Below are 26228 nucleotides of genomic sequence, written 5' to 3' on the forward strand. Positions count from 1 at the left end.
TAACAAAACAAGGGGAGTTTTATGATGGAAAAACGAGGTTTTATCTGGAAATTTATCGGTGATAAGAAGTTTTATAAGATGGTTCTGCTGATTGCGGTTCCGATTATGATTCAGAATGGAATTACGAATTTTGTAAGTCTCTTGGATAATATTATGATCGGGCGTGTGGGGACAGAGCAGATGTCCGGTGCCGCCATTGTAAATCAGTTGATTTTTGTTTATAATCTGTGCATTTTCGGCGGTGTATCAGGTGCCGGGATTTTCACTGCACAGTTTTATGGTCATGGTGATACGGAAGGAGTCCGTCAGACATTCCGCTTTAAACTGTGGCTTGCGATACTGCTGACATCTGCTACCATTGTACTGTTTCTGACTGCCGGACCGAATCTGATTCAGTTTTATCTGAATGGGGAAGGGAAAGCTGCTGACGCTGCTGCTATTCTTTCCTATGGAAGTCAGTATCTGTATGTGATGCTCCTTGGACTTCCGGCGTTTCTGGTAAGTCAGGTGTATGCCAGCACACTGCGGGAATGTGGCGAAACTGTACTGCCGATGAAGGCAGGAATTGTCTCTGTGTTGGTGAACCTTACCTTTAATTATTTTCTGATCTATGGAAAATTCTTTTTCCCTGAACTGGGCGTAACCGGAGCTGCCATTGCCACCGTCCTTTCCCGTTACGTGGAGGCTGCCATCATCGTGACAGTCACGCACCATCATTCTGAGAAAAATGCATTTGCCAGGGGTCTGTATCACACTTTAAAAGTTCCGGCAGATCTCTGCAAAAAAATAGCAATTAAGGGATCTCCTCTGTTATTTAATGAAACATTCTGGGCAGCCGGTATGGCAATGCTGACACAGTGTTATTCTGTCCGCGGGCTGAATGTAGTTGCCGGGCTGAATATTTCCAATACCATCAACAATGTATTTAATATTGTGTTTATTGCTCTGGGTGATTCCGTTGCTATCATTGTAGGACAGCTTCTGGGAGCCGGCAAAATGAAGGAAGCCAGAGATACGGATAATAAGATGATTGCATTTTCCGTCTTCTGTTGTACCTGCGTGGCTCTGGTGATGCTGTTTCTGTCTCCACTGTTTCCGCAGCTGTATAACACAACACCGGAAGTAAGGCTTCTGGCTCGTGACTTTATCATGATTACCGCCATTTTCATGCCACAGAATGCTTTTCTGCATGCATGTTATTTTACCTTACGTTCCGGTGGAAAAACTGTTATTACTTTTTTGTTTGACAGTGTCTTTATCTGGTGCGTCAGTGTCACCATTGCCTACATCTTAAGCCGTTTTACCGGACTGTCGGTTCTGGCAATCTACACCATGGTACAGCTTGCTGACCTGATCAAATGTGTCATTGGCTTCATTCTGGTGAAAAAGGGCATCTGGCTTCAGAATATTGTTTCTTAAACCGTATCGGAACAGTTACTTTACATCTGATATTCCGGGCGCTTCAGTTCCCGGCACATCAGTACAATCGCCACTACACCTGCCAGTCCATCTGCGACTGGTCCGGCAAAGAGGATTCCGTCAATACCGATAAACAGCGGAAATACCACTATCAGCGGTAATAAAAACAGAATCTGTCTGGTCAGTGACAGAAACATACCCAGTCCCGGTTTTCCAATAGCTGTAAAGCTGTTGGAAGTAATCGGCTGGATAAAGTTCAGGAAGGTAAAAAATAAAAAGATCCTGAAATAGCTGACCGCAAATCGAATATACTCTTCACTTCCATTTCCAAAGATTGCAATGATCTGTCTCGGAAAAATCTGAAAAATCAGAAAAGCAATCACTGAAATCACAAGTCCGGTCTTTGCTGCCAGCAGATATCCTTTTTTCACACGATCATACTGTTTTGCTCCATAATTGTAGCTGACAATTGGCTGTAATCCCTGGGAGATTCCGATGATAACCGAAAAGAATACCTGATTGACTTTTGTGATAATTCCTGCACATGCCAGCGGAATCTCCTGTCCATAGGAAGACAATCCTCCATAATAGGTCAGTGACTTGTTCATGACAAGCTGTACCACCATCATGGCAAGCTGATTACTGCACGCCGCCGCTCCAAGAACCATATCTTTTTTCACATAACATACAGCAGGTTTCAAATGTTCCGGTTTTAGATCCACAGTCTTACAATGCAGCAGATAGCGAATGACCAATATCACAGAAATATACTGTCCGATCACAGTAGCCCAGGCTGCTCCTGCCATGCCCCATCCAAACCCAAATACAAATAAGGCATCCAGAATCGTGTTGATGATAGCTCCGGTCACATTACAGATCATGGACATCTTTGGGCTGCCATCTGCACGGATCAGATGCCCGCCTCCCGCAGTCAGAATCAGTACCGGGAAACCCAGTGAAGTGATTCGGATATAGGCTTTGGAATATTCCATGATACTGTCCGGAGCTCCGAAGAAACGAATCATCGGTTCCAGAAATAACTGCGTAATCATAAGTAATATGGAGCCCAGTACGACCATTCCGGTAATGGCATTTCCCATACAATGTACCGCTTCTTTTTCATCCTGTCTGCCTTTTGCCAGATTAAATGCAGATGCCCCACCGATTCCGAACAGCAGGGCAATGGAAATGCAGGCGGTGCTTAAAGGAAATGCAATATTTGTCGCCGCATTTCCCAGTTCACCCACACTGTTTCCTATAAAGAACTGATCTACAATGTTATACAATGCCGAAGTAAGCATGGCTATGATGCTCGGCACTGCAAATTTTTTAAGCAAAACAGGAACCGGCAGAACTCCTAATGGATTTTCTGATCTGTGTTCTTGTTCCATATATATCTCCTTACTGAGTGACATGCTCCCACCACTTAAATCTCTGATTTTGAAGTGGGGGCTTCTTGTTCAATGGCTCTACTGAGCCAAGTATCTACAAGCTATTCTCGCGTGCCCCGCGATTCTTTTGCCCGGACACGGGCATATTTTTCTATTGTCCGGATACGGACAGTTTATGCTGTCAACATCCTTCTTGCCTCTTCACAGATGTTGATTGCTGCATTACGATCTCTATCCATCTCATTTCCACACGCACAGCGATAGACTCTTTCGGATAATTTCAGTTCTTTCTTTACCCTTCCACATTTACAGCATTTTTTACTGGAAGGAAAGAAACGGTCTACCTTTACCATTTTCTTTCCTTTCCATGCCAGTTTATAGTCTAACATTTCCCTGAACATTCCATATCCATTATCCTGTACGCTTTTTCCGAAATGCAGACACTGACCCATTGCTTTCATATCGATATCTTCCACTGCAACTGCATCATAACTATCTACAATCTTTCGACTAAGTTTGTGTAGATAATCTCTTCTCTGATTTCGAATCTTTTCATGACATCTGGCAACTTTCTTTTTCTGCAATTCGTAATTATGACTTCCTCGTACGCATCTTGACAACTTTCGTTGCTCCCTCGCCAACCTTTTTTCATTTTTTCTGAAAAAACCTGCTTCTTCCGTCTCAATCTTTTCTGAAAACACTGCCATCCCCTGCATTGCATAATCAATTCCAAGTATCTTTGCAGTACTGTAATCTGATTCAGCTGCTTGGTTTTCACAACTGTATCCTTCATACAACAGGCTTGCAAAGTATTTTCCGGATGGTTCCATACTGACTGTCACTGATTTCAGACGAAAATCTTCTGCTGGCTCTCTGTGTTTTTTCATGGCAATCCATTTTAACTTAGGAAGTCGGATCCGCTTACTTTCCACCAGAATATTTCCATTGACCAAATTCGTTGTATAGCTGCTTCTGGAATGATGCTTTGACTTGAACCTCGGAAATCCAATCTTGGGTTCTCGAAAAAAATTCTTATATGCCTTTTCCAGATGAAGCTGGACATTTGCCAGCGCAAGCGAATCTACTTCTTTCAAAAATGGATATTCCTTTTTATACATGGCCGGTGTATTTTTTAACATTTTCTTCGTCTTTTCATACTCCTGGATCTTATCATTAAGCATTTGATTGTACAGGAAACGACAACAGCCAAATGTTTTGCCCAGAAGTATCTTCTGTTCTTCTGTCGGATAAATTCGGAAATGATACGCTATATTCAATACTTTTTCACTCCCTGGCTTTCAATGTATTGACGGATTACTTCTAACGGAGCACCTCCAGCTGTCAGTAGGCAGAAACTCTGACTTCCAAAGGCTTCTTTCCAAAGCTTTTCTCTAATTTCCGGATACTCCTTTTTTAACAGTCTGCTACTGGCACTTTTATAAGCATTGATAAATTTACTAAGTTCCGTTCTCGGCTGCGCACGGAACATTACATGCACATGATCAATGTCATGATTACATTCTTCCAGCACAATCCCATACTGTGGAGCAATATGTTCCCATATCTCTTTTGCTCTTTCTGAAATTGGATTGTCAGTGACTTTTCCTCGATATTTCACTACCATGATCAGATGATAATACATTAGATATACTGAATGCGCATTATGATCTGTTTTTCCATGCAAATCAGTCCTTTCTCTAACAATTTATATTTTCGACTGACTCTATTATACCACGGATCGCATCATCGAACAAGCGTTCTTTTTATGCAAGTTAGCTACAATTCATCTCCCACCTGCAGAGGAATGAGAATTCTTGCTATATTATGTTAAAATTACTTCTCTTTGCCGGGATCTTGAATTCCGGGTGCTCTCCGGACCAAACATTCTGTGGCATGCAGGACAAGATCTGTATATCTTCTGTGCTGATCTCAAAATCAAACACATCCATATTCTGCTTCATACGCTCCATGGTAGATGATTTTACCAGTGGAATAATACCTTTCTGAATCGAAAATCTCAGACAGATCTGGGCAGGTGTTTTACCATATTTTTCTGCAAATCTTGTCAATACTTCATTCTCGATCATTTTTCCGCGTCCCAGTGGACTCCAGGCCTGCATACGGATTCCTTTGCTCTGTCCGTAGGCTACGGCTGCTTCCTGAGAATATCCCGGATGAATCTCTAACTGATCTACCTGTGGTTTGATTTTTGCATTTTCCAAGATCACATCTAAATGATTCGGCAGAAAATTGCTCAATCCCAGGCCTTTCGCTTTTCCTGCTTCATGCATTTCTTCCATTCCGCGCCATGTCAATACATCTCTTTCTTTCCAGTCAGCTTCTTCCAAAGATGCTTTCGGCCAGTGAATCAGATACATATCTACATAATCCATCTGAAGACGTTCCAGACTTCTATCCATAGCCGCCTTCACCTCATCGTATCCTCTTTCATCAATCCAGGCTTTCGTTGCAATAAAGAATTCTTCCCTTGGAATACCGCTTTCTCGGATTGCCTGTCCCAGAACACGTTCTGTTTCATAAAAAGATGCTGTATCAAAATAACGGTATCCTGCTTTGATGGCTGTTTTGATAATCTCCAGATTATCTCCACCTTTGGCATTATATGTACCAAAGCCAAGGCATGGAATCTTTGTACCGTTTTCCAGTGTATAGCAGTCATTGATTGAATTCATAATATGCCTCCTGTGCTTATTTTAAAATTCGTATCATATCTCCTGTAATTTCACTGATACTGTGTGCCCCGCACATTGCCATGGTGTCAGCCAGTTCCGCTTTGATCTTTTCTATGTAGCATTTTACGCCTTCTTCTGCACCGCCATAGACAGCCGTTACAAACGGTCTTGCAATGATTACTCCATCTGCCCCCATTGCCAGAGCCTTGAATACGGTCACACCGTCACGGATACCGCCGTCTACCAGAATCTTCATGCCGCTGCCTTTTAATGCTTCGACAATCTCCGGAAGTACTTCTGCGGTTGCCGGACACTGATCCAGAACTCGTCCGCCATGGTTGGAAACTACGATGGCTGCTGCACCGGCTTCTTTTGCCTTCAAAGCACCTTTTACAGTGATGATACCCTTCACGATGAATGGTACATCATGTTCGCTAATGATGGCTTTCAGTTCTTCTACTGTCTTGCTTCCTGCCGGTGGCTGAAAGTTCTTCAGGAACGGCAGACCTGCTGCATCAATATCCATGGCTACTGCAAAGGCATTGCTGTCTTTTACCATTTTCATCTTGTCGGCTACCATTTCTCTGCTCCATGGTTTTACAGTTGGAACACCGGCTCCGCCGGCTTCCTTGATGGCCTTTGTTGCAGCTACCATAACGTTGGCATCCATACCGTCACCGGTAAAGGCTGCAATGCCGTTTTCTGCACAGGCATTTACCAGAATCTTATTATACTGTGTATCATCATAGCAATCTCCATAATGCAGATTTACCGCACCTACCGGACCTGCAAATACCGGCATGGCGAATCCTTTTCCAAAGAGACAGACCGATGTGTCAATCGGTGCATTCTCACAGATGGTATCCATATTCACACGGATATTCTTCCATGCATCGAAGTTGCGGATGGCTCCGTCTCCACTTCCCTTTGCGCCAGGTCCCGGCACCAGATTCGTACAGGCACGGCCATTACATACATTACATGCTTTACAATATTTTCCAATACGCTCGCGGGCGTTCTTTACTACTTCCTGATAAGTCATTTTTCGGCTCTCCTTTGCATAATTCTATGGGAATTATAGCACTTTGACGGGTCTTACTTCAATAGGCAAAAACAACATGAGCATTACCAGGATAATTCAAGTCGAACGTCCGTGAGACTTGGCGCGTGATTCTGGTCAGCGAAGCTGACATATTCTTATCAGAATCACTGCGCATCCTCGCGGAGCGTTTATCTCAGTCGGAGATTGGACTCCCACTGAGACAAATTTGCTATTACTCACCGCCTGAAGGACGCCACTGAAAAAGTCCTTATTTTGCGCAAAGTAGCACAAGATAAAGTATATTTATATGTTTTGCGCTACTATATATTGTATGTAAAAACAGTTTTTCAGTGGCGTCCCTGAAGAGGTGGGAGTCTTCTCGACTGAGATAAAACAGAGGGGCTGCTCGCCCCTCCTACAAATACTCCCTCATCTCTTTGATCATGTGTTCTTCTTCCGCAATGACTTTCTCCGCCAGTTTCTGTACAGATGCCGATGCTGCCGGATACTGATGCAGATAACGATACAGGGATTTTACGCCCATGTTGCAGCCGTCTGTAATCAGATCCGCCACGGTACGGTCTGACTCTTCTCCGCCCAGCTTCGCATTAGTTTTCATCCAGGACATCATCTTGGCTGTCACAGCCGGTTCTTTGCCCTGATCATGATATTCATTCAGATACTTGTGTGTTTCATTTCCCAGCTTCTCATGCACTTTTTTGCTTTCCTGCAAAATATCTCGCATATGACCGTCACTTACATGATCCAGCACATCATTCAGAGACGTGACACCCATTTTGATTCCCGCGTTGCATTCCCGTAAAAGTTTAATGGTATCGTCTTCCACTAAAAAACACCTCCTTCGGGATTTACTTTTCCCAAAAGAGATGTTTTTATGTACATTTTATATCGATCCGTATCTGTTCAGTTCTTTCACTGACAGAATCATCTTTGTTCAAGAATGCCTCGGCATTCTTGCTGCGAGATGCGTGTCATGCAAAGCATGACATATTTCTTTTGCGCATCTCTGCAATCCTGCCGGAGGCTATATCAGATGGGGGATTGACTCCCACCACTGATACTAATTTGCTCCTCGCCACCTAACGAGGTGGAGTCATCTCACATCTGGTATACATGTCTCTAATTTACTCGATTGGATCCATATCCAGTCCCAGTTCTCTTGGCAGGAATCTCGGACATACATTCTCTGAAGAGGTAATAACAGATGCTGCCAGCTTCGTTCCGATCTGTGCAGATTCTTCCAGTGTCTTTCCATAGGTCAGTCCGATGGTCACACCTGCAAAGAATGCATCCCCTGCTCCTGTAGTATCCTTCACCATAACCTGACGTGCCGGACAGATACCCTTCGTTCCGTTCATATCTGCATAGACAGATCCCTTTTCGCCCATGGTCACAATCATAGATGGAATCTTGCCCAGTGTCACTCGCTGTGCCAGAATCTCACATAATTCTTCCGGTTCTTTTTGGCTGTAATCATCCGCAAACAGCATGCCTGCTTCCAGATGGTTGCAGACAAAACAGTCTACTTTCTGCAACAGATCGCGGCGTTCCACCGCAATGCTCATATTCGATACAATGGCAAAAATCTTTTTCTCATATTTATCTGCCAGCGCAAATACTTTCTTCATCAAGTCCTTGTGCATATCTGCCTGTACCACAACGGAATCTGCCTGTGAAAAAATCTCGTCACCATGTTCTTCCAGAACCTTCATAATCGGCATCATATCCGATCTCTGAGAGATGGATCCCGCTAGATCTCCATGATTATCAAACACTGCCAGCCAGGTTCCCATTCCACCCGGAATCTCCTGAATGTATCTGGTATCCACTCTGTGATTGTTCAGCTTTTTCAGAACATCTGCACCAAGTGCCGAATCATCTACGATACTGATAAAGGTCGGTCTCAGTTCCACATTGGCAATGTCCTCTGCCACATTCCGACAGACACCGCCATGAATATATTCAACTCTTCCCACATTCCGGCCATCCGGAATATAAGCATCATCCGGAAAGCCTTTGATATCTACAAATACTGCACCAATTACTACTATTCCCATTCATTCCTCCGATTATTTCGCAATATTGTATTTATTATAACCCGATTCGACTTTTTTCGCCACTGGTTTTCGCATTTCACCGGAACGTCTGCGTCCATTCAATAATTACCCGCTTCACAATAAGTTTTATCATACACCGTAATCAGCCTTTTTTATTAGTACTGAAATATTTTTCCAATATTTCCAATGCTTCTTTTCGCAGAATCCCTTCTGTCACTTCCGGCTGCCAGAAAGAGTGTTCAAATACCATTCTGGAGCAGTTACATCCTTCGTTTCCCAGAATATGTTCCAGTTCCATATTGCTTGCTCCATATACCAGACGTCCCAGTTTCACCCAGACAAGCGCCCCACTACACATAAAACATGGTTCACAACTGGAATACAATGTATATTCACGTAAATCTGTAATGGCAGTCTGTGCACAAAATTCACGGATAAGACCTGCTTCTCCGTGAAACGTCGGATCGTGCCTGGTATAAATCTGGTTTTCATTACTGAATACAATCTCACCATTCTTTACAAGCACCGCTCCAAACGGCTCATTTCCATGCTCCACCGCCTGGCGAGATAGGTGAAGCGCCTCCCACATGAATTTTTCATCTTCTTGCATACCAATACCCTGACGGGCATCATTTTCTTTATATGTCATAGATTGATTCTCCTCATAATTTTTTTACAAATTTTCTAAACAATATCAGTTTTCAATTGTCAGCGTAAGAATTTCCATTGCAACTTGATTTTATAATCCTGATAATGTTCTCATTACCAGATCTACATCTTTATTTTCCAGTTCCTGAATAATATGAAGATATGTTTTCTGTGTTGTAGTCATACTGGCATGTCCTAATCTGCGCGCTACACTGGCAATGGACACTCCCGCAAATAGTAACAACGATGCATGTGTATGGCGGAGACCATGAATCGAAATCTCTGATATGCCACACCTTCTACAGTGTCTTGTAAGTATATCATTTACTGTAGAATTATAGATTTTCTTATTCCCAGCAAAAATAGGTTCGTTCTCAGGAAGATTTTTTGTTAATTCGGAAAACTTCACAACAATCTGCCAGTCAATCTGAATTTTTCTTATAGAGGATTTATTTTTTGTCGGTAGAAATCCGCCTTTACCTTTATAATCCCAGGTTTTACTTATGGATAATGTCTGTCTGGAAAAATCAAAATCTGCCGGTGTAATTGCCAGTGCTTCTGAAAATCGCATTCCTGTTTTTGCTACAAGAAGAATAAACCAGTCCCAGTTTACTTCTTCTTTGATGTCAAGATTAGCAAGCAATGTATGCAGTTCAAACTGATTCAAATATTTTATTTTCTTTGTTCCTGGCGTTTTTCCTTTTATAATTGCCTTTCTGGTTGGATCCCTGTCTATCATTCCTTCATCTACTGCATCCAGGATTGCTCCTTTCAGTTGATGATGAAAATCCAGTGTCGTCTGTCTCTCATGCTCTTTTGCATAATCATTTAGCAACTGTTGGTATACCGTTCTCGTCAATTGAGACACTTTTAATTCAGGTACCAGTTTTTCTACCCATTTTTGTGTCATCAGGTACTTCGCCATCGTAGCATCTCTGATCGCACCTCTTTTATATACTTCAATCCATTGTGCATAATAATTGCAAAAAAGTTCATTATTGTATGTATCATTTATCATAAGTATTCTCCATTCCTGAAAATTACTTACGCCGATACAACCACTTTACATAATATTCTTTGTTTTATGCAATCATTATAAGCGGCTTTACTTCTTCATCCAATGTTTTCTTCAGTTCTTCCATCATTCGATTATAATATTTAAACTTCGGCAATGGTTTTTCATGTGTCTCCTTGTAGCTGGTATAATCAACGGTTGCCTTAATAGCACTTTCATTTGGTATTTCACCGTTTCTATAATGCGTAGCTGCGTACATCACATCCTCTTTTGACGCATACCAGGTAATGCAAAACTCATTAATCACTCTTTCCACACAGTCGTGTTTCATATTTTCCACAATATTCAGAATGGACTTTCCTCTATAATGAGTATCATCTTTTTCAATATCTTCTATCAGATCAGACATGATATCTGCTACTTTTTCATTATCCTTTCGCAAATCTTCTACATATTGTTTTACTTCATTCACTTTTTTCTGACGTTCTTCTGGTGTAATATCTTTTTCCTCTTCTTCTGGAGTAACAATATCCTGTATCAAATTGATGATATATTCATAATCAATTTTCGTATTACTGTATGCCATCAATTCATAATCCTGATCTATCTGTGTGTCATCCTGATTGTCATCATTCGTATCCTTTTCATTCCGAATTTCTTCTATTATATTTTTATAATGTCCAACATAATCATCATATTCTGCTTCTGTTATTCCATATTCTTCTAGCATACTGTCATCATATTTTGTAAACGATTTCAGTTGTGCAAAAAGTTTATCAAACGACTGGAATATTTTGATAAATATCTTCTTTTCTTTCATTGACATTTCCGGAATGGCTGATGGTGTCTCTGCGCAGACTCTCAGCGCTGACAAAGCCTTTCGAAACGCCGGTTCAATTTCATCCCATTCTGCCAAAAGTGCTGTTTCCGTACTTCCAGCGGAATATAATTTTACCGCATCATCCACACACTTCTTAAATAATTTTGGTGCCTGAAATGTTACAATCTGACCATAAGTTTTATTTTTATCATAAATACGGTTGGTTCGTGAAAACGCCTGTATCAGATCATGTGGTCCCATTGGCTGCCTGTCAATAAAAATTGTAGACATACACGGTGCATCAAACCCTGTCAGAAGCCGATCTACCACAATAACTAGATCTAGCTGCTCACTACGGCTCTTAAACTTTGCATTTTTTCTGGCTAATCTCTTATTCAGATTTCCATTGTATGCCTGTATTTGTGAGAGTTCATACTTTGTCCCAAACATAGCATTATAGTCATCCAGTGATTTCTGCATCTTCTCCTGATTTACATGAGAGCCTTCCTCATTCTCTGTTACAGAATACGTGATAGCAAATTTGGGGAAATCTGGAAGCACCTGCTTGATTTTTTCATCAATGACAAGGTCCGTTTCTCCGTTCTTTACTTTTGTTAATAATTCATAATATTTCTGTGCCATCTGAATGGAACTTGTTGTAAGAAGCCCTTCATAGGTCTGCCCTTTTCCATTTTGAAATCCCAGTTTATGATAAGACCTGTTCAAAATAATATCCAGCACCCTTAGCATGTGTGTTTCATTCTCATAAACACTGTTGTCTGCTTCATCTACAATATTTTTCGGTCCATTATGTTCCACCTGAAAACCCAACACTGCTTTGTCATGAATTGCGTTCTGTATCGTATATCGATGAAGTCGTTCACCATATAATTCTTCCGTAGTCCGTGGCAAATCTCCCATCTGCGGATATGGATTCTCTGCAAAACGTGGTGTCCCTGTAAAACCATACCAAAGAGAACGTCCAAAAAATCGCTCCAATTCTCTCTTGGTTCTCGGAGTAACCGCACGATGACATTCATCTACCACAAATGCAATCCTCAAATTCTTAATTTTCCGATATTCTGGCGTATCTTCCTTTAATCTTTTAGTGATTAAAATCTGCATTTTCTGAATCGTCGTCACGATTACCTGGCGGTCATCAGATTTCAGTTTTCTCTTCAGATCATTTACATTATCTGTTTCATCCACATCCACCAGATCATTATTTGCGTATGCCTGAAATGCCATAGTGGTCTGTGTATCCAGATCCTTCCGGTCAATCAAAAAAATTGCCTTATCAATTGCTGGAATATCCATGAGAAGATTTCTGGTTGCTTTATAAGATGTCAATGTCTTTCCAGATCCGGTTGTATGCCATACAAATCCTGATTTTCCTGTCTTTGAAGCTTCTCGAATTGATTCAATCGCATGTATCTGATATGGTCGTAGCAGAATCAGTCTCTTGGCATCCTCATCCAGAACTGTATATCTGGCAATCATCTCATGAGCTTCTGGTATTCGAAGCACACTTTTCGTAAAATTAAGATAATCCGCTACTGGGTTATTATCCTTGTCTACCCATCCACTCATAAATTTCGGATTCAGTTCTGTGTCACTGGCTGCTGCAAAGTATCTGGTATCCACCCCATTGCTGACCACAAACATCTGCACTGCTGAAAATATGCCGGTAAATTTTCCTTCACTGATATACTTCTTAATCTGCCAGAATCCATCCATATAAGAATGTTGTTTATTCTTAAGTTCTATATGTATCAGGGGCAGACCATTTATCAGCAGCGTCACATCAAATCTTCTATCTCTTGCAGGTATCGATTTATCTTCTGATGACCTTAACGCACTATACTGATTAATCACTTCATATACACTGCTTCCACCTGCAATATGTTCATGATTCACCACCACTAAGTGCAATCTTTCTGTGTCTCTTTGAACATGAACCTGAACTTTCCCATTTTCACCAACCAACCATTCGCCTGCCTTATAGAAAGACGAAAACTGTAATTGATTCTTTACCTGTTCAAATTCAGAATCTGATAACTGCTCTCCGTTCAATCTATCTTTGTTATTTTGTTCGAGAATATATTTAAAATTAGCCCATAAGTCTGCCTCAGTCTTCAAATCTGCCCGGTAAGTCCACTGAGATTCACCGTAAATCAACTGTTCAATCAATTTTTGTTCTATCATTGACTCCAATTCTGGCATAATTTTCTTCTCCTTTGTAATTATTGATGAGATTGTATATATTTTTCATTCATAGCATGGCAAAATACTTTCGCTGGTGAAGAGTGATGAGGTGGTCGAGTGAATGTAATAGCTTTCCTAACATTTTCTGTTCATCATAACTTGGTAGCATCAAATCAAAGTCAGATAGAACCTCTTTGGTTATTGTTTTGATTGTTCCTCCAGGAGCTTTTCTTGCTTCTTCTATAAACTTTTCCTTGATAATGTACGCCCAAAAAGTTTTATCAATGTCAGCATTGTACTTGTCAAAAATAAGTACTGTTCTATCTACAAAAGCTTTATATTGCGTGATTGCAACCCTTCCAATGCTTCCTTGTAATGTTACAAGCACAGAGCCTTCTTCGGCACACACACTCATAGGCTGTGCTAATTTACTTATCTTTTGTTTTGTATCATCAACAAGTTTCATGTCGTCTGAAACATCTGCAACTTGAACAAATGGCATTGCCCCTTCTCCATCATACCAATCCTTATTTCCATATGGTTGCGGAAACGAACCTCTACGAAATCCAGCGCAATCAGATAACTTACGCTGTTCCCAAGCATACGTTCTTTTACAGTCTCTCTCTTACCATCATTAATGTATATCCCAGCAGATTTTGTCCTTTCCATTGATTCATATCCAATCTTTTTGGATCATTCATGGATAATCCAATTCCCCATATCCGATCTTTTACTGCGCATTCTGCTAAAATAGCATCTTTTGTTTTTTTTAATTGTTCTTTCAACAAAATACTCTGGGAAAATTTGTCGATGAGCCCTTCATATACAACAATCTGCCGTATCCCATTCCAGATATTTTCGTTATATCTACTCACTTGGCGTCCCAATGTTTTTATCTCTGCTACATTGCTTGTTTCCAAAATTTTATATGCTATTTCTGTATCTGCAAAACAAACAGCCTTTTTATACATCATATACTGTTCCATTGATGAAAATTTTATATTATCCGCTATAAAATCCGATGAATACCAGTTACTTAAATAGCCGTTTTCTTCATCTGGATTATGAAAACACATGATTTTCACTGAATCTCACCAACCTTTTGTACAGCTAACCGTAAGTCCAAATCATGAAGTCCATAATAAGACTTTTCCAAAAAATCCACCGGAATTTTCTTCACTAGCTCAGCACTTGGCAAATTATAATACCATTGATAATATGCATAAAATTCACCAATCCAATCTGGCATGAAGCCCTCTATTGCTTTTCCCGGTTTCAATTCATATTTCTCAGTATCTGAAAAATATTTCCATAACTCTTTCGCATCCATTGTATTTACATAAGCCATTGCTCTATCAATACTTTTTCTGGTTCTACTTTTCATATAGGTATTGATAAAATCTTCTGTATCTTTATCAGGAAATGACTGTGCTACAAAATCAAACAATTTTCCCTGATTTTCAACTACATCTTCTAAATAAGCATCTGAATAAGCCCGCATTTTATCACCTTTCAAAACAGTGTACTGAACACCTTTGTTACTTTATTTGCATCAGAATTCACTAAATCACGCATTTTCCGTCTTGCATCAATGTCTCTTTGATTATATTTATAATTAAATTCAGAATAATCAACCATTGTTAATTCATCTTTTATTTCTGTTAGCTTGGAATATGCCAGTTCTGTTTTTATACAATATTGAATTCCAAGTCCACCAAGCGAAAGTAACTCTTCCAGAATATCTAAATCAATATTATCCCTGACAAATTCCTTTGCTATATAAAAATAAGATGCATTGGCCCTCCATCCTTTTATCACATCATAATTATCCGTATCTATACCATACTTATCAATAAATTTTGTTGAAAGCATACGATATCTCTTAGAATCTGCCGCATCTCTATGCTTCATCAGTTCAGCAAGCCAGGATAATATATTTTTTTCTTCCAAATCTAATATATTCAGTTCACCGCAATCCAATTCAAACTTATGTACCCATCCATTTTTCTCATTTGGTCTACATACAGCCCATTCTTTCGCCAGTTCCAGACTTTCTGTCAAATAAAATCCACGTCCATAATCATGTTTGTCATTTCCACCACCATAAATTGGGGCAATCGCTTTATCTGGAGTTCCATGATATAATATTAATTTTCCCATTTTGCTCATTTTCTCCTATACAAACATGTTCTGTAGCATAAATTTCTTGATATTTTTCAATTCATCACACTTCTGCTGGTGAAGAGTGATGAGGTGGTCGAGGTTCCTAAAATAGAGACCAATTTTTCTTTGTTCATCAATTTCCGCTGGTAAAATTATTTTCAAATTTTGTTGAGCAGTGATTCCAATATATGGTCTTGTAGATTGTGCCGCTTTAGTTTTTAACTCAGTTTGGAAATCTAAAGAATTAAAAAAGGAATACAAATACTCTCTGTTTAACCGTTCTTCATTTTTAATTCTATAGTAAGTAACCTGAGGTGTTAACATTGCATATTCCGTCATCAAATTGCTTAAAATAGCAGTCTCGCCAATAGTTGCCTTGTGTGTTAGTAGAACATCTCCATTTCGTGCAAATCCCTTATCAAGTCTTTCTGCTCTTTCTTTTGTAATATATTTGCATGAATGAATATTTACTTCTCCATTATGAATATCCGATGCCATCAAAAAAGGAATTCCAGAATCTACATACTCATCTGAAGTTGGATGTTTCTCTCCGTGGTTTCCATCTAAAGGTGCTTCCAAAATTCCCTCTTTCACAAGTTCTCCCAACTTACGCTGTTCCCAATCTTCCGTAAATCCTGCAAATCGAATTTCTGGAACTTTCTGACCATTTTGTGGAAACATTTTTTGAAGCATAAATTTTTTCAATTTTTTTACTTCATCATACTTTCGCTGGTAAAGAGTGATGAGGTGGTCAAGAGAATCAAAATACTCCCCAATTTTTCGCTGTTCCTCTAACGTTGGATATGGAATTGGCATTTCCATAAACTGTGTTGACGAAATCGTAAATCTGTCAAATCGAGCACCTGAATCTCCGTTTAATTTCATGAAGCGATGCCACTTCGTAGTTTTAAAATAAAATTCCAAATATAGATTATCTATATCATGTGTTCTAAATACCGTATAAAGTGGCGACATTACACCATTTCTACCAAGCCTGTTACGATTTATCGGTCCAACAGGAGCCGTTACAGAAATTCTAGGATTATAAATGAAGTCATCATTTCTGACGATATAATAACCATCCAGATTTTCATTGTTTACAATCTCTCTATCAAAATAGTCCTTCTGACTAATGATTCCCTGTTCTGCTGAGTTTGTAAACGGTTCTGAAAATTCATTATTTTTATTCTTCTCTGATACCTTATCGGCAATCTCGTTCAACTTACGCTGTTCCCAATCTGTTGTATAACCTTTAAATCTGATCTTTGGTTTTGCCATATCTACCCCTCCATTTTCCCAATCAAATCGTTTAATGAGGACATGATTGTTTCATCATCAGATGTCAGTTCTTTGAGGAGTGACAGGAATTCTCCCTGTACCTGTTCCAGTTCTTCGTCTGTTTTCTTCATTTCTGTCAGTAATTCAGACAAATCCACCTCTTCTTCTTTTTCAAAATTATCTACATAACGAGGGATATTGAGATTAAAATCATTTTTCTCAATATCTTCGAAGCGCGCAAGGAATGATTCTTTCTCTACTGTTTCACGTTTTGTATATAATTCCATGACAGATTTGATATGGTCATCTGTCATTTCATTTTGTTTCTTACCTTTATCAAATTTCTTTGAAGCATCTATAAAGAGTACATCTCTTCCATCTCTGTGCTTTTTTAACACAATAATACAGGTCGGTATAGACGTGTTGTAGAACAGATTCGCCGGCAATCCAATCACTGCATAGATATTTCCAGAACGAAGCAGTTTTTCTCTAATTTTCCATTCTGCCGCGCCTCTGAAAAGAACACCGTGCGGTAAAACAATTGCCATTGTTCCATTACTCTTCAAATGATACAGACCATGAAGTAAAAAAGCATAATCTGCTTTTGATTTCGGAGCCAGGACACCATAATCACTGAATCTCTCGTCCTGTAAGAATCCTGCTGCCGCACTCCACTTTGCAGAATATGGTGGATTCATAAGCACCATATGAAAGTCTGTTTCCTCTTCGGTTGGCCAGTCTCCATCCAAAGTATCGCCATTACGAAGCTTTTGATTTTCTGCGGCAATGCCATGTAAGAACATATTCATTCTTGCCAGATTGTAAGTCGATGTATTCAATTCCTGACCATAATATTTAATATATCCCGGATGCTCTGCATACTTTTTCGCATTTAAAAGCAATGAACCCGATCCCATACAAGGATCATATACAGACAAACCTTTCCTATCTTCCTGACCTGCAATGGCAATCTGGGTTAGTATCTTAGATACCGCCTGTGGTGTATAGAATTCTCCTGCCTTTTTTCCTGTCTCTGATGCAAACTGTCCTATCAGGTATTCATACGCATTTCCCAATATCTCTGCATTTGAATTTAACAAATCCGCTTTATCAATTTCTTTTATTAAACTGGCAACTGTATCACTCTGCTTCTGATCACCAGTTCCAAGTCGGTTAGAATACAAATCAATATCTGTAAACAAATCTGCAAATATTGGATCACTTTGTTCTATATTGTTGAATCCTTTTTGTAGCTGCTCACGGTTAAATGAATTATTTCTTGCTGCATCCGCAAAATAAGTATAGGTTAATTCTGGTTCTATAACATAATGACACTCATCTTTCATTTGCTCTTTTAATTCTTCTGCATCTTCACCTTTTAACTCTTCTATATAGACATTCAATGCTTCTCTCAGCGTCTCTGGTTTTCCATCACATATCATGTCATATACTTTAATCAAAAAAGAATCCGATAAATACTTATAAAAAACAATGCCAAGCAAATAATCTTTGTATTCATTTGCATCCATCTTTGATCGAAGAATATCTGCGCCACTCCACAATACACTGATTAAATCCTTGCTGTTTTCCAATTCAGCCATCTTTTGTTCCTCCAAATCTGCTTTTTCCCATACGCAGTCTATAGCTGCTATTCATATTCCAAGTATATCATACCCATTTAGAAGATTGTACTTTTAAAGTCAAATAGAGCTATCGCAATTTGCACGATAGCCCCGCCATAACTATTTTGTTCCTTCCATTTCCTGTAGCAGCTTTCTCTGATATTCTGGATCTTCTACGCTTCTTTTCAAATCATCCAGGCGATTTTCTGCTAACAGCTTTTTTGTCAGCTCTGTCACGTTCTTCTCTCCGATCTGTTCTCCGATCTGCCTGCCTTTTTTAATCAGTTTATCCGATTCTAATTCCAGAACTTTTCCGCCCATAATCTCTCCCAATCCTTTCCTGACTTCTTGCTGTTTTGAAAAATTCAAGAATGCCTCGGCATTCTTGCTGCGAGATGCGCGTCATGCAATGCATGACATACTTCTTCTGCGCATCTCTGCAATCCTGCCAGAGGTTATATCAGATGGGTGATTGACTCCCACCACTGATACTGATTTGTTACTCGCCACCTACAAAGGTGGGAGTCATTTCACATCTGGTATAATCTCTATCCAAAGTTATCTGGATCATTGTGGATTCACAAGATTGGACGGCTTTTCGCCTCTTAAAATAGCGCATGCCCCGTCAAGTGCTTCTCTTGCCATCGCACTTCTTGTTTCGTATACATTGCTGGCAATATGTGGTCCCAGTACAATGTTATCCAGTTTTGTCAGTTCTTCTGAAATGTGTGGTTCCTGTTTATAGACATCCACGGCTGCTCCGCGGATACGATGGCTTTTCAGTGCCTGAATCAGTGCTTCTTCATCTACAATCGGACCTCTGGCTGTATTCAGAAAATATGCCATTTTCTTCATTTTCTCAAAGGAATGTTCATTGATAATATGATGGTTCTGTGGCGTATATGGCATGTGGCAGCTTACCACATCTGCTTTTTCCAGTACTTCATCAAAAGTACCGTATGCTGCTCCGATATTTTTTTCTGCCTCTGGCTTTCTGGATGGACTGTAATAAATAATCTGCATTCCAAGTCCTCTGGCTTTACGGGCAACCGCCTGCCCGATCCTGCCAAATCCTAAAATCCCCAGTGTTTTTCCATAAAGCAGCATCCCGTAATCAAGAAAACATCTGGATTCTGTACGCAGTTCCTTTCTTGCAAACTGATCATAATGTATGGTCCCCCTGCAAAGCGTCATCATCAGGGCTACGGCATATTCTGCGATGGATTCACACACTGCTTCTGGCGTATTAATGACAGAAACTCCATGTTCACTGCACAGATCCACGTCAATATGATCGTATCCTACGCCAAGATTGCAGATCACCTTCAGATTTTTTCCCGCTGAAAGAATCTCCACCGGAACTCAGCTTGCTACTAATAATGTAGACATAAGCACGCCTCTATTTCTCACAAATCTCTCAGATGCGAATTATATATCCTTTTCAGCAAATACACAGATGCTGCCAGGGATGCCAGTTCTGCCACCGGGAAGGACCACCACACGGCATGCAGGCCAAACATATGGGCGAAGATATAGGCTACCGGAAGCAATACCAGAAGCTGACGGCACACGGATGTAATCAGGCTGTACATACCATTTCCCAATGCCTGGAATACGGAACCGATGACAATACAAAAGCCAGCCAGCAGGAAGCTGAGACTGATGATTCGCAAAGCTGTAACTCCGATGCTGATCATATCTTCCGATGCATTGAACATTCGAAGCAGTGTTGCCGGCATAGTCTGGAATACAATAGCTCCCAGCACCAGAATCGTTACAGCTGCACCACATCCCAGTTTTACGGTTTGCATGATTCTTGCTTTGTTTCTTGCTCCGTAATTATAAGCAATGATCGGAACCAGACTGTTATTCAGTCCGAATACCGGCATGAAGAAAAAGCTCTGGAGCTTGAAATATACCCCAAATACAGCCGCCGCTGTAGAAGAAAATCCCAGGAGAATTTTATTCATACCATAAGTCATAACCGATCCAATGGACATCATCAGAATCGACGGCACCCCAACTACATAGATCTCTTTTGCAGTTTCGCCATCAAAACGCATCCGTTTAAAGGAAAACTGGATTTCTTTGTTTTTCTTCAGATTACAGTAAATGCCGATGCACATACCGCAGAACTGTCCGATAACCGTGGCAATGGCAGCACCTGCCACACCCATTTTCGGAATAAAACCAATACCAAAGATAAATACCGGATCCAGAATAATATTCACAATTGCACCGGTTCCCTGGGAAATCATGTTATAGAGAGTCATACCTGTGGACTGCAGCAAACGTTCCATACAAATCTGCATAAACAGACCAAAAGAACAGACGCAGACTACCGTCATATACTGCACACCATATTCCAGAATCTCCGGATCTGTGGTCTGGGTGGCAAAAAATGCACGTGATCCCACCAGTCCAATGACTGCAAATACCAGATAACTGCAGATTGCAAGAAGCACACCGTTATTAGCTGCTTTATGTACTTTGTCCATCTCTTTTTCACCCAGACTCTTGGACAAAAGTGCATTTACACCAACTCCCGTACCGGAAGCAACGGAAATCATCAGGTTCTGAATCGGAAATGCCAGTGATACGGCTGTCAGTGCATTTTCATTAATCTGTGCCACAAAAACGCTGTCTACAATATTATACAGCGCCTGTACCAGCATAGATAATATCAGTGGCAGCGACATCGTAAACAACAGTTTCGGAATGGGCATGGTACCCATTTTATTTTCTCTTACATTTTCACTCATAAAAACTCCTTCTTACCTCTTTCGTTGTTACTGTTCACTCCATGACCAGCAACATGCCTCACAGTGCACTCATTTCTCCGCATCAGAGTGCTTTTGGCAGATTCCACTCATAATGCTTGGCAAGTACACGGATCACTACTACTAAGATGATCGATAAGATCATAGCCACACCGGAATGCAGCCAGTCATATAGCAGAATATAACTGATTGCCCCTGCAATAGATGCACAGGCATATACATGTTTCCGCAGAATACCCGGTGTCTCATTTGCCATCATGTCGCGCAGCAGACCACCGCCCACACCGGTAATTACCCCAAGAAAAATCTTCAGGAACAGCATATGGTTCATATCATTATTCATAACAGAATTTACTCCTACAACGGTAAAAACCCCCAACCCGATGGCATCCATCAGGTTAAAGAGGGTTTCATATAATGCTGATTCCAGGAATTTTGGGGAAGCATGATTGATTTTGATCACAAGGAAAAGAATCAGGATAGATATCATAGATACCATGACGTAAATCGGCTTGACAAACATCATTGGCGGATGAACCCCGATGATAAGATCACGGATCATACCGCCTCCAACTGCGGTTGTAATACCCAGTACCAAAATGCCAAGGAAATCCAGACGTTTCTGAATGGCAACCATGGCACCTGACAAGGCAAACGCAACCGTCCCAATCATTTCCAGAACAAAAGTCAGGTCGATCGTTCCAGACATAATATATCCCCCAGTTACTTATTTTGTACCGAAAATACGGTCTCCGGCATCACCAAGTCCCGGGCAGATATATGCATTTTCATTCAGTTCACGGTCAATATGTCCAACATAAATCTGAATATCCGGATGTGCCTCCTGAAGCTTTTTCAGACCTTCCGGAGCTGCAATAATTGCCATGAATTTGATCTTCTTTCCACCGTGCTGTTTAATAAAATCCACTGCTGCGATGGCAGAACCGCCGGTAGCCAGCATCGGGTCCGTTACTACGATCAGACGTTCAGAAATCGGATTCGGCAGCTTGCAGTAGTATTCGTGTGGAATATGTGTTACCTCATCACGGTACAGACCGATATGTCCGATCTTTGCCGTTGGTACCAGTGCCTGCACACCGCTTACCATACCGAGTCCTGCTCTCAGAATTGGAACAATAGCCAGTTTCTTTCCTGCGATCACAGGGGACTTGCATGTCTCAATCGGTGTTTCAATCTCAATCTCTTCCAGCGGAAGGTCCTTTAATGCTTCATAACCCATCAACATGGCTATCTCTTCTACCAGAGAGCTGAATTCTGCTGTTCCTGTATTCTTGTCACGCAGTCTGGTAATTTTGTGCTGAATCAGTGGATGTGTCATTTCAATTACGTTACTCATAGTTTTCCTCCAAATGTATTATTAATTTACAGTATCTTTATTTCTTTTCTTTCAGATCTGAATTCTGAGGATTGATGCCAAGTCCTCTGCTGATATCTCCGGTTGCGTTCTTACCGAATTCATAATCATTACCAGGAAGAATTGCATTTAAGAGAATACCTGCAATTGCTGCAATGGCAAGGCTGGTCAGTGTAACATCGGTACCAAGTACGTGGAATGTCAGCCCGTCTGAGAATCCCAGACCGCATACCAGAATCACTGCTGCAATGATCAGATTTCTTGACTTGGTAAAATCTACCTTGTTCTCTACAATGTTACGTACACCGATAGCAGAAATCATACCGTATAAGATAAAGCTGACTCCGCCGACAATCGCAGATGGCATGGAACCGATGATCTCTGCCATCTTCGGGATCATACTCAGAATCACTGCATAAATTGCTGCCAGACGGATCACCTTTGGATCATATACACGGCTCAGTTCCAGAACACCGGTATTCTCTCCATAAGTCGTATTTGCCGGTCCTCCGATCAGTGCCGACAGAGAAGTGGCCAGTCCGTCACCGATCAGTGTACGGTGAAGTCCCGGATCTTCTATAAAGTTTTCTCCTACTGTAGCTGAGATCGCACTGATATCTCCGATATGTTCCATCATAGATGCCAGAGCAATCGGTGCCATAATCAGAATCGGTGTCAGATGGAACTTACAGATCTGGAAAGGCGGTAATCCAACCAATCCGGCAGAAGCTGCTTTGGAAAAGTCCAGTATCGCACTTTCGTCTGCATTCGTAACACCCATTGCATTCAAGATCAGCGCCAGGCCGTAAGAGATCATGACCCCCATCAGGATCGGGATAATCTTAAACATGCCCTTTCCCCAGATATTAAAGATAATTACCACAGCCAGTGCAGTGAATGCCAGAAACCAATTGGATGATGCATTACTGATTGCTGATGGTGCCAGGCTCAGTCCGATACAGATAATAATCGGTCCGGTCACAATCGGTGGCAGGAAATACATAACGCGTTTTACACCTGCCAGCTTTACAATCAGTGCCAGTACCAGATATAGCAGTCCGGCCACCACAATCCCACCACATGCATAAGGCAGCTTTTCACCCATAGTCATATCCGCAAAAATTCCGGTATTTAACTGGGACACCGTGTAAAATCCCCCAAGAAAGGCAAACGATGATCCAAGAAATGCCGGAACTTTCAACATTGTACAAAAATGGAAAAATAAGGTACCCAAACCTGCGCAGAACAGGGTAACCTGTATGGAGAGTCCTTCGCCTTCAAAATAGTTGTTTACCAGAATCGGCACCAGAATCGTTGCACCAAACATAGCAAACATGTGCTGAAGTCCAAGAAGCAGCGTCTTAGGAAGCCCCAGCTTCGAGACATCACGTATTGCATCATTCCGCTCGTTCATTTTAATCTCCTCTTTCCTTATATAATTTTTCTCCTACCTATTATAGTAGTTTACTGCACTTTGGTCAATTAGCAGTGTTTGCTGTAATTGCATTCCCATTTTTGTATTGAATTCCAACTGCCATGGCATACTGAGCCTCATGCCGCTTTTGCACCAGTTCTTTTTCATAACGGATCACTCCATGATTTTCATATGGATCATTGAAGTAATATCCTTCTTCGTCATATCCAACCAACAGCATGCAGTGTTCATTGGAGATCCAGGTGAATGTCTCCTGTGGAGCTTCTTCCAGTTTCCATGACGGTCCTACAATCGGTTCCTTCATGTCAATGCATGCCCAGAAAACCACCGGCATTCCCTGGTCAATGTAGGTACTGAGCAGTTCTTCCATGGAACTTCCTGTCTCATCCACTGCATGGTAGATTCCTTCTTTTTCAAACACTTTGTTCAAGGTCTTACAGATCACAGGTGCATAGCAGCCCATTCCGTCTTCCCTGTAAGGACTTCCGCAGAATACTTTCCGTGGGTCACCGCCATACACGATATCCTCCCTGGTTTCAAATTCCTGACATTCCAGATAGTTTTCAATCCATTCATCCACCGTCACCTGATAACCAAGATGTCTTAACAGCATAACCGACGAGACACTTTCGCACCCCGTCGGATAGTTCAGGCTCTGATTGATGTACGGGACTCTAATCAGATGCTTTTTCATTTCCCGCACTTTCCTCACCATTGTTATATTTTTTCATGAAAGTAAGTACCATAAGCAGCATAGCTGCACTGACTCCTAACGTAATCCACCAGATCTTCACAAATCCGGCTATCACATAACCAATTACACAGACAACAGCAACCACTGCTGCATACTGCATCTGTGTAGATACATGGTTAATGTGGTTACTCTGTGCCCCCGCCGAGGACATAACTGTCGTATCTGAGATCGGAGAAACATGGTCTCCGCACACTGCACCTGCCAAAACTGCGGATACGGAAATAATCATCATTTCGAGCTGCTTTGCATCCGGGAACATGGCAACTACAATCGGTACCAGAATCGCAAAAGTTCCCCAGCTTGTTCCGGTGGAAAATGCCAGAAACACACCTACCATAAACATAATAGCTGGAATAATCACACCTGCAGAAGTATGGGAACCTACCACACCTCCTACAAATTCAGCCAGTCCCAGTGTATCGCTGACACCCTTTAAGGTCCACGCAAAGATCAGAATGGCAACTGCCGGAATCATCAGACGGAATCCTTCCACAAAACTGTCCATAAAACCTTTAAACGTCACTACTTTTCTTGGCAGATACAAAACTAACATAAAGAAAATTGTCAGCATCGTGGCAAAAATCAGACTGGTTTCCGCATCACATCCTGAGAAGGCAGATACCACATCTGTTGCACCGCCTAAGAATCCTGTATACACCATAGCTCCGATGGCAGATACAATCAGCACCAGAACCGGAAGAATCAGATCATATACTTTTCCATTCGGGCATACTTCTTCATTCTTTACATTTTCGAACTCTTCTGCACCACTGGTAAAAAGATCACCTTTTTTCGCATTTTCTTCATGCTTCTTCATCAGACCGAAATCAAATCCGGTCACACAGACATAGATTACCATAACTAATGTCAGAATGGCATAAAGGTTATACGGAATGGTCCGTAAGAAAAGCTGGAATCCTGTAATCCCGGCATCTGCAGGTACATAGGAATTTACGGCTGCTGCCCAGCTGGAAACCGGTGCAATAATACAGATCGGTGCTGCTGTTGCATCAATAATATAGGCAAGCTTCGCTCTGGAGATCTTAAAACGGTCCGTCACAGGACGCATAACAGATCCTACTGTCAAACAGTTAAAGTAATCATCCACAAAAATCAGTACACCAAGCCCTGTGGTTGCCAGCATGGCTGTTTTTCTGGACTTAATATGGTTACTGGCCCAGTTACCGTAAGCGGCAGACCCACCCGACTTGGACATCAGCACAATAATCATACCCAGCAGCACATCAAAAATCAGAATATTCAGATTCATACTGCTTTTCATAATATCAAACAAAGTAACAAAAGCATTCCACGGATGGAAGCCCGTACAGAGCAATGCCCCCAGTGCTACCCCGACAAACAGGGAACTGTATACCTCTTTGGTTACAAGTGCCAGCACAATTGCCAGCAATGGCGGAAGCAGCGCCCAGGCTGTTCCTATAAATACTGATCCGTCCATATACTCTCTTCCTCTTCTCTCTTTTCCTTATCACTTTAAAAAACGGTCCAG

Annotated in this window: 24 protein-coding genes and 1 pseudogene; 1 reads left to right on the forward strand and 24 read right to left on the reverse strand. The window is 41.1% G+C overall.

Annotated elements, in window-relative coordinates; genetic code table 11:
- Nucleotides 1-24 precede the first annotated feature (24 nt).
- A complete protein-coding gene (locus tag H8716_RS03100) occupies nt 25-1419 on the forward strand; it encodes an MATE family efflux transporter (protein ID WP_249307213.1) in 1395 nt (464 codons plus the stop codon).
- 20 nt (nt 1420-1439) lie between these two features.
- On the opposite strand, the gene H8716_RS03105 is transcribed toward H8716_RS03100, so the two are convergent.
- The 24 genes and pseudogenes from H8716_RS03105 to H8716_RS03220 form a co-directional block, all read right to left on the reverse strand.
- Nucleotides 1440-2810 (reverse strand): MATE family efflux transporter, encoded by a 1371-nt coding sequence (locus H8716_RS03105; protein WP_249307042.1) that lies wholly within the window; start codon nt 2808-2810, stop codon nt 1440-1442.
- 173 nt (nt 2811-2983) lie between these two features.
- Nucleotides 2984-4087: an RNA-guided endonuclease TnpB family protein gene (locus tag H8716_RS03110; protein WP_249307043.1), complete on the reverse strand. Its 1104-nt coding sequence runs from the start codon at nt 4085-4087 to the stop codon at nt 2984-2986.
- Complete coding sequence (gene tnpA, locus H8716_RS03115) at nt 4084-4494, reverse strand: IS200/IS605 family transposase (RefSeq protein WP_330606425.1); 411 nt, start codon at nt 4492-4494, stop codon at nt 4084-4086. The genes H8716_RS03110 and tnpA overlap by 4 nt, the downstream gene beginning before the upstream one ends.
- Nucleotides 4495-4627: 133 nt before the next feature.
- Nucleotides 4628-5503 (reverse strand): aldo/keto reductase, encoded by an 876-nt coding sequence (locus H8716_RS03120; RefSeq protein ID WP_249307044.1) that lies wholly within the window; start codon nt 5501-5503, stop codon nt 4628-4630.
- A 16-nt stretch (nt 5504-5519) separates the two neighbouring features.
- A complete protein-coding gene (locus tag H8716_RS03125; protein WP_249307045.1) occupies nt 5520-6545 on the reverse strand; it encodes an alpha-hydroxy-acid oxidizing protein in 1026 nt (341 codons plus the stop codon).
- Between the two features lie 415 nt (nt 6546-6960).
- Complete coding sequence (locus H8716_RS03130; RefSeq protein ID WP_330606426.1) at nt 6961-7392, reverse strand: hypothetical protein; 432 nt, start codon at nt 7390-7392, stop codon at nt 6961-6963.
- Between the two features lie 298 nt (nt 7393-7690).
- The gene (locus H8716_RS03135) at nt 7691-8623 is read right to left on the reverse strand and encodes a carbohydrate kinase family protein (RefSeq protein WP_249307046.1); all 933 of its coding nucleotides are present in this window, start codon (nt 8621-8623) and stop codon (nt 7691-7693) included.
- 142 nt (nt 8624-8765) lie between these two features.
- Nucleotides 8766-9272 (reverse strand): nucleoside deaminase, encoded by a 507-nt coding sequence (locus tag H8716_RS03140; RefSeq protein ID WP_249307047.1) that lies wholly within the window; start codon nt 9270-9272, stop codon nt 8766-8768.
- Nucleotides 9273-9362: 90 nt separating this feature from the next.
- A complete protein-coding gene (locus tag H8716_RS03145; RefSeq protein WP_249307048.1) occupies nt 9363-10289 on the reverse strand; it encodes a site-specific integrase in 927 nt (308 codons plus the stop codon).
- 64 nt (nt 10290-10353) lie between these two features.
- Nucleotides 10354-13329, reverse strand: coding sequence for a type I restriction endonuclease subunit R (locus tag H8716_RS03150; protein ID WP_249307049.1), 2976 nt, complete (start codon nt 13327-13329; stop codon nt 10354-10356).
- Nucleotides 13330-13378: 49 nt separating this feature from the next.
- Nucleotides 13379-13849, reverse strand: a pseudogene (locus tag H8716_RS03155) (restriction endonuclease subunit S); the annotation flags it as partial.
- 73 nt (nt 13850-13922) lie between these two features.
- Nucleotides 13923-14396 (reverse strand): NADAR family protein, encoded by a 474-nt coding sequence (locus H8716_RS03160; RefSeq protein ID WP_249307050.1) that lies wholly within the window; start codon nt 14394-14396, stop codon nt 13923-13925.
- On the reverse strand, nt 14393-14812 hold the full coding sequence (locus H8716_RS03165) for a hypothetical protein (RefSeq protein WP_249307051.1): 420 nt from the start codon (nt 14810-14812) through the stop codon (nt 14393-14395). Before H8716_RS03165 ends, H8716_RS03160 begins: the two co-directional genes overlap by 4 nt.
- 11 nt (nt 14813-14823) lie before the next feature.
- Nucleotides 14824-15471, reverse strand: coding sequence for a DUF3990 domain-containing protein (locus tag H8716_RS03170; RefSeq protein ID WP_249307052.1), 648 nt, complete (start codon nt 15469-15471; stop codon nt 14824-14826).
- A gap of 15 nt (nt 15472-15486) precedes the next feature.
- The gene (locus H8716_RS03175) at nt 15487-16752 is read right to left on the reverse strand and encodes a restriction endonuclease subunit S (protein ID WP_249307053.1); all 1266 of its coding nucleotides are present in this window, start codon (nt 16750-16752) and stop codon (nt 15487-15489) included.
- Nucleotides 16753-16754: 2 nt separating this feature from the next.
- Complete coding sequence (locus H8716_RS03180) at nt 16755-18353, reverse strand: type I restriction-modification system subunit M (protein WP_249307054.1); 1599 nt, start codon at nt 18351-18353, stop codon at nt 16755-16757.
- Nucleotides 18354-18494: 141 nt separating this feature from the next.
- Nucleotides 18495-18695, reverse strand: a complete 201-nt coding sequence (locus H8716_RS03185) for a hypothetical protein (protein WP_249307055.1) — start codon at nt 18693-18695, stop codon at nt 18495-18497.
- Nucleotides 18696-18941: 246 nt separating this feature from the next.
- Entirely contained in the window at nt 18942-19730 is a 789-nt protein-coding gene (locus tag H8716_RS03190; RefSeq protein WP_249307056.1) for an NAD(P)-dependent oxidoreductase, read from the reverse strand.
- 50 nt (nt 19731-19780) lie between these two features.
- The gene (locus H8716_RS03195) at nt 19781-21136 is read right to left on the reverse strand and encodes an MATE family efflux transporter (RefSeq protein ID WP_249307057.1); all 1356 of its coding nucleotides are present in this window, start codon (nt 21134-21136) and stop codon (nt 19781-19783) included.
- 82 nt (nt 21137-21218) lie between these two features.
- Nucleotides 21219-21863: a trimeric intracellular cation channel family protein gene (locus tag H8716_RS03200; protein WP_249307058.1), complete on the reverse strand. Its 645-nt coding sequence runs from the start codon at nt 21861-21863 to the stop codon at nt 21219-21221.
- Nucleotides 21864-21881: 18 nt separating this feature from the next.
- Nucleotides 21882-22511 (reverse strand): uracil phosphoribosyltransferase, encoded by a 630-nt coding sequence (upp, locus tag H8716_RS03205; RefSeq protein ID WP_249307059.1) that lies wholly within the window; start codon nt 22509-22511, stop codon nt 21882-21884.
- A gap of 37 nt (nt 22512-22548) precedes the next feature.
- Nucleotides 22549-23943 (reverse strand): uracil-xanthine permease family protein, encoded by a 1395-nt coding sequence (locus tag H8716_RS03210; RefSeq protein ID WP_249307060.1) that lies wholly within the window; start codon nt 23941-23943, stop codon nt 22549-22551.
- A 64-nt stretch (nt 23944-24007) separates the two neighbouring features.
- Complete coding sequence (locus H8716_RS03215) at nt 24008-24658, reverse strand: C39 family peptidase (protein WP_249307061.1); 651 nt, start codon at nt 24656-24658, stop codon at nt 24008-24010.
- Nucleotides 24639-26177, reverse strand: coding sequence for a Na+/H+ antiporter NhaC family protein (locus H8716_RS03220; RefSeq protein ID WP_249307062.1), 1539 nt, complete (start codon nt 26175-26177; stop codon nt 24639-24641). The genes H8716_RS03215 and H8716_RS03220 overlap by 20 nt, the downstream gene beginning before the upstream one ends.
- Nucleotides 26178-26228 lie beyond the last annotated feature (51 nt).

This window comes from Jingyaoa shaoxingensis, from assembly GCF_014385005.1.
Classification (GTDB): domain Bacteria; phylum Bacillota; class Clostridia; order Lachnospirales; family Lachnospiraceae; genus Marvinbryantia; species Marvinbryantia shaoxingensis.

What these genes read in the sequence shown, in the direction of transcription:
- H8716_RS03100 (WP_249307213.1), top strand. Translation starts at nt 25, where the DNA reads ATGGAAAAACGAGGTTTTATCTGGAAATTTATCGGTGATAAGAAGTTT.
- H8716_RS03105 (WP_249307042.1), bottom strand. Translation starts at nt 2,810, where the DNA reads ATGGAACAAGAACACAGATCAGAAAATCCATTAGGAGTTCTGCCGGTT.
- H8716_RS03120 (WP_249307044.1), bottom strand. Translation starts at nt 5,503, where the DNA reads ATGAATTCAATCAATGACTGCTATACACTGGAAAACGGTACAAAGATT.
- H8716_RS03125 (WP_249307045.1), bottom strand. Translation starts at nt 6,545, where the DNA reads ATGACTTATCAGGAAGTAGTAAAGAACGCCCGCGAGCGTATTGGAAAA.
- H8716_RS03135 (WP_249307046.1), bottom strand. Translation starts at nt 8,623, where the DNA reads ATGGGAATAGTAGTAATTGGTGCAGTATTTGTAGATATCAAAGGCTTT.
- H8716_RS03140 (WP_249307047.1), bottom strand. Translation starts at nt 9,272, where the DNA reads ATGACATATAAAGAAAATGATGCCCGTCAGGGTATTGGTATGCAAGAA.
- H8716_RS03145 (WP_249307048.1), bottom strand. Translation starts at nt 10,289, where the DNA reads ATGATAAATGATACATACAATAATGAACTTTTTTGCAATTATTATGCA.
- H8716_RS03150 (WP_249307049.1), bottom strand. Translation starts at nt 13,329, where the DNA reads ATGCCAGAATTGGAGTCAATGATAGAACAAAAATTGATTGAACAGTTG.
- H8716_RS03165 (WP_249307051.1), bottom strand. Translation starts at nt 14,812, where the DNA reads ATGCGGGCTTATTCAGATGCTTATTTAGAAGATGTAGTTGAAAATCAG.
- H8716_RS03170 (WP_249307052.1), bottom strand. Translation starts at nt 15,471, where the DNA reads ATGGGAAAATTAATATTATATCATGGAACTCCAGATAAAGCGATTGCC.
- H8716_RS03175 (WP_249307053.1), bottom strand. Translation starts at nt 16,752, where the DNA reads ATGGCAAAACCAAAGATCAGATTTAAAGGTTATACAACAGATTGGGAA.
- H8716_RS03180 (WP_249307054.1), bottom strand. Translation starts at nt 18,353, where the DNA reads ATGGCTGAATTGGAAAACAGCAAGGATTTAATCAGTGTATTGTGGAGT.
- H8716_RS03185 (WP_249307055.1), bottom strand. Translation starts at nt 18,695, where the DNA reads ATGGGCGGAAAAGTTCTGGAATTAGAATCGGATAAACTGATTAAAAAA.
- H8716_RS03195 (WP_249307057.1), bottom strand. Translation starts at nt 21,136, where the DNA reads ATGAGTGAAAATGTAAGAGAAAATAAAATGGGTACCATGCCCATTCCG.
- H8716_RS03200 (WP_249307058.1), bottom strand. Translation starts at nt 21,863, where the DNA reads ATGTCTGGAACGATCGACCTGACTTTTGTTCTGGAAATGATTGGGACG.
- upp (WP_249307059.1), bottom strand. Translation starts at nt 22,511, where the DNA reads ATGAGTAACGTAATTGAAATGACACATCCACTGATTCAGCACAAAATT.
- H8716_RS03210 (WP_249307060.1), bottom strand. Translation starts at nt 23,943, where the DNA reads ATGAACGAGCGGAATGATGCAATACGTGATGTCTCGAAGCTGGGGCTT.
- H8716_RS03215 (WP_249307061.1), bottom strand. Translation starts at nt 24,658, where the DNA reads ATGAAAAAGCATCTGATTAGAGTCCCGTACATCAATCAGAGCCTGAAC.
- H8716_RS03220 (WP_249307062.1), bottom strand. Translation starts at nt 26,177, where the DNA reads ATGGACGGATCAGTATTTATAGGAACAGCCTGGGCGCTGCTTCCGCCA.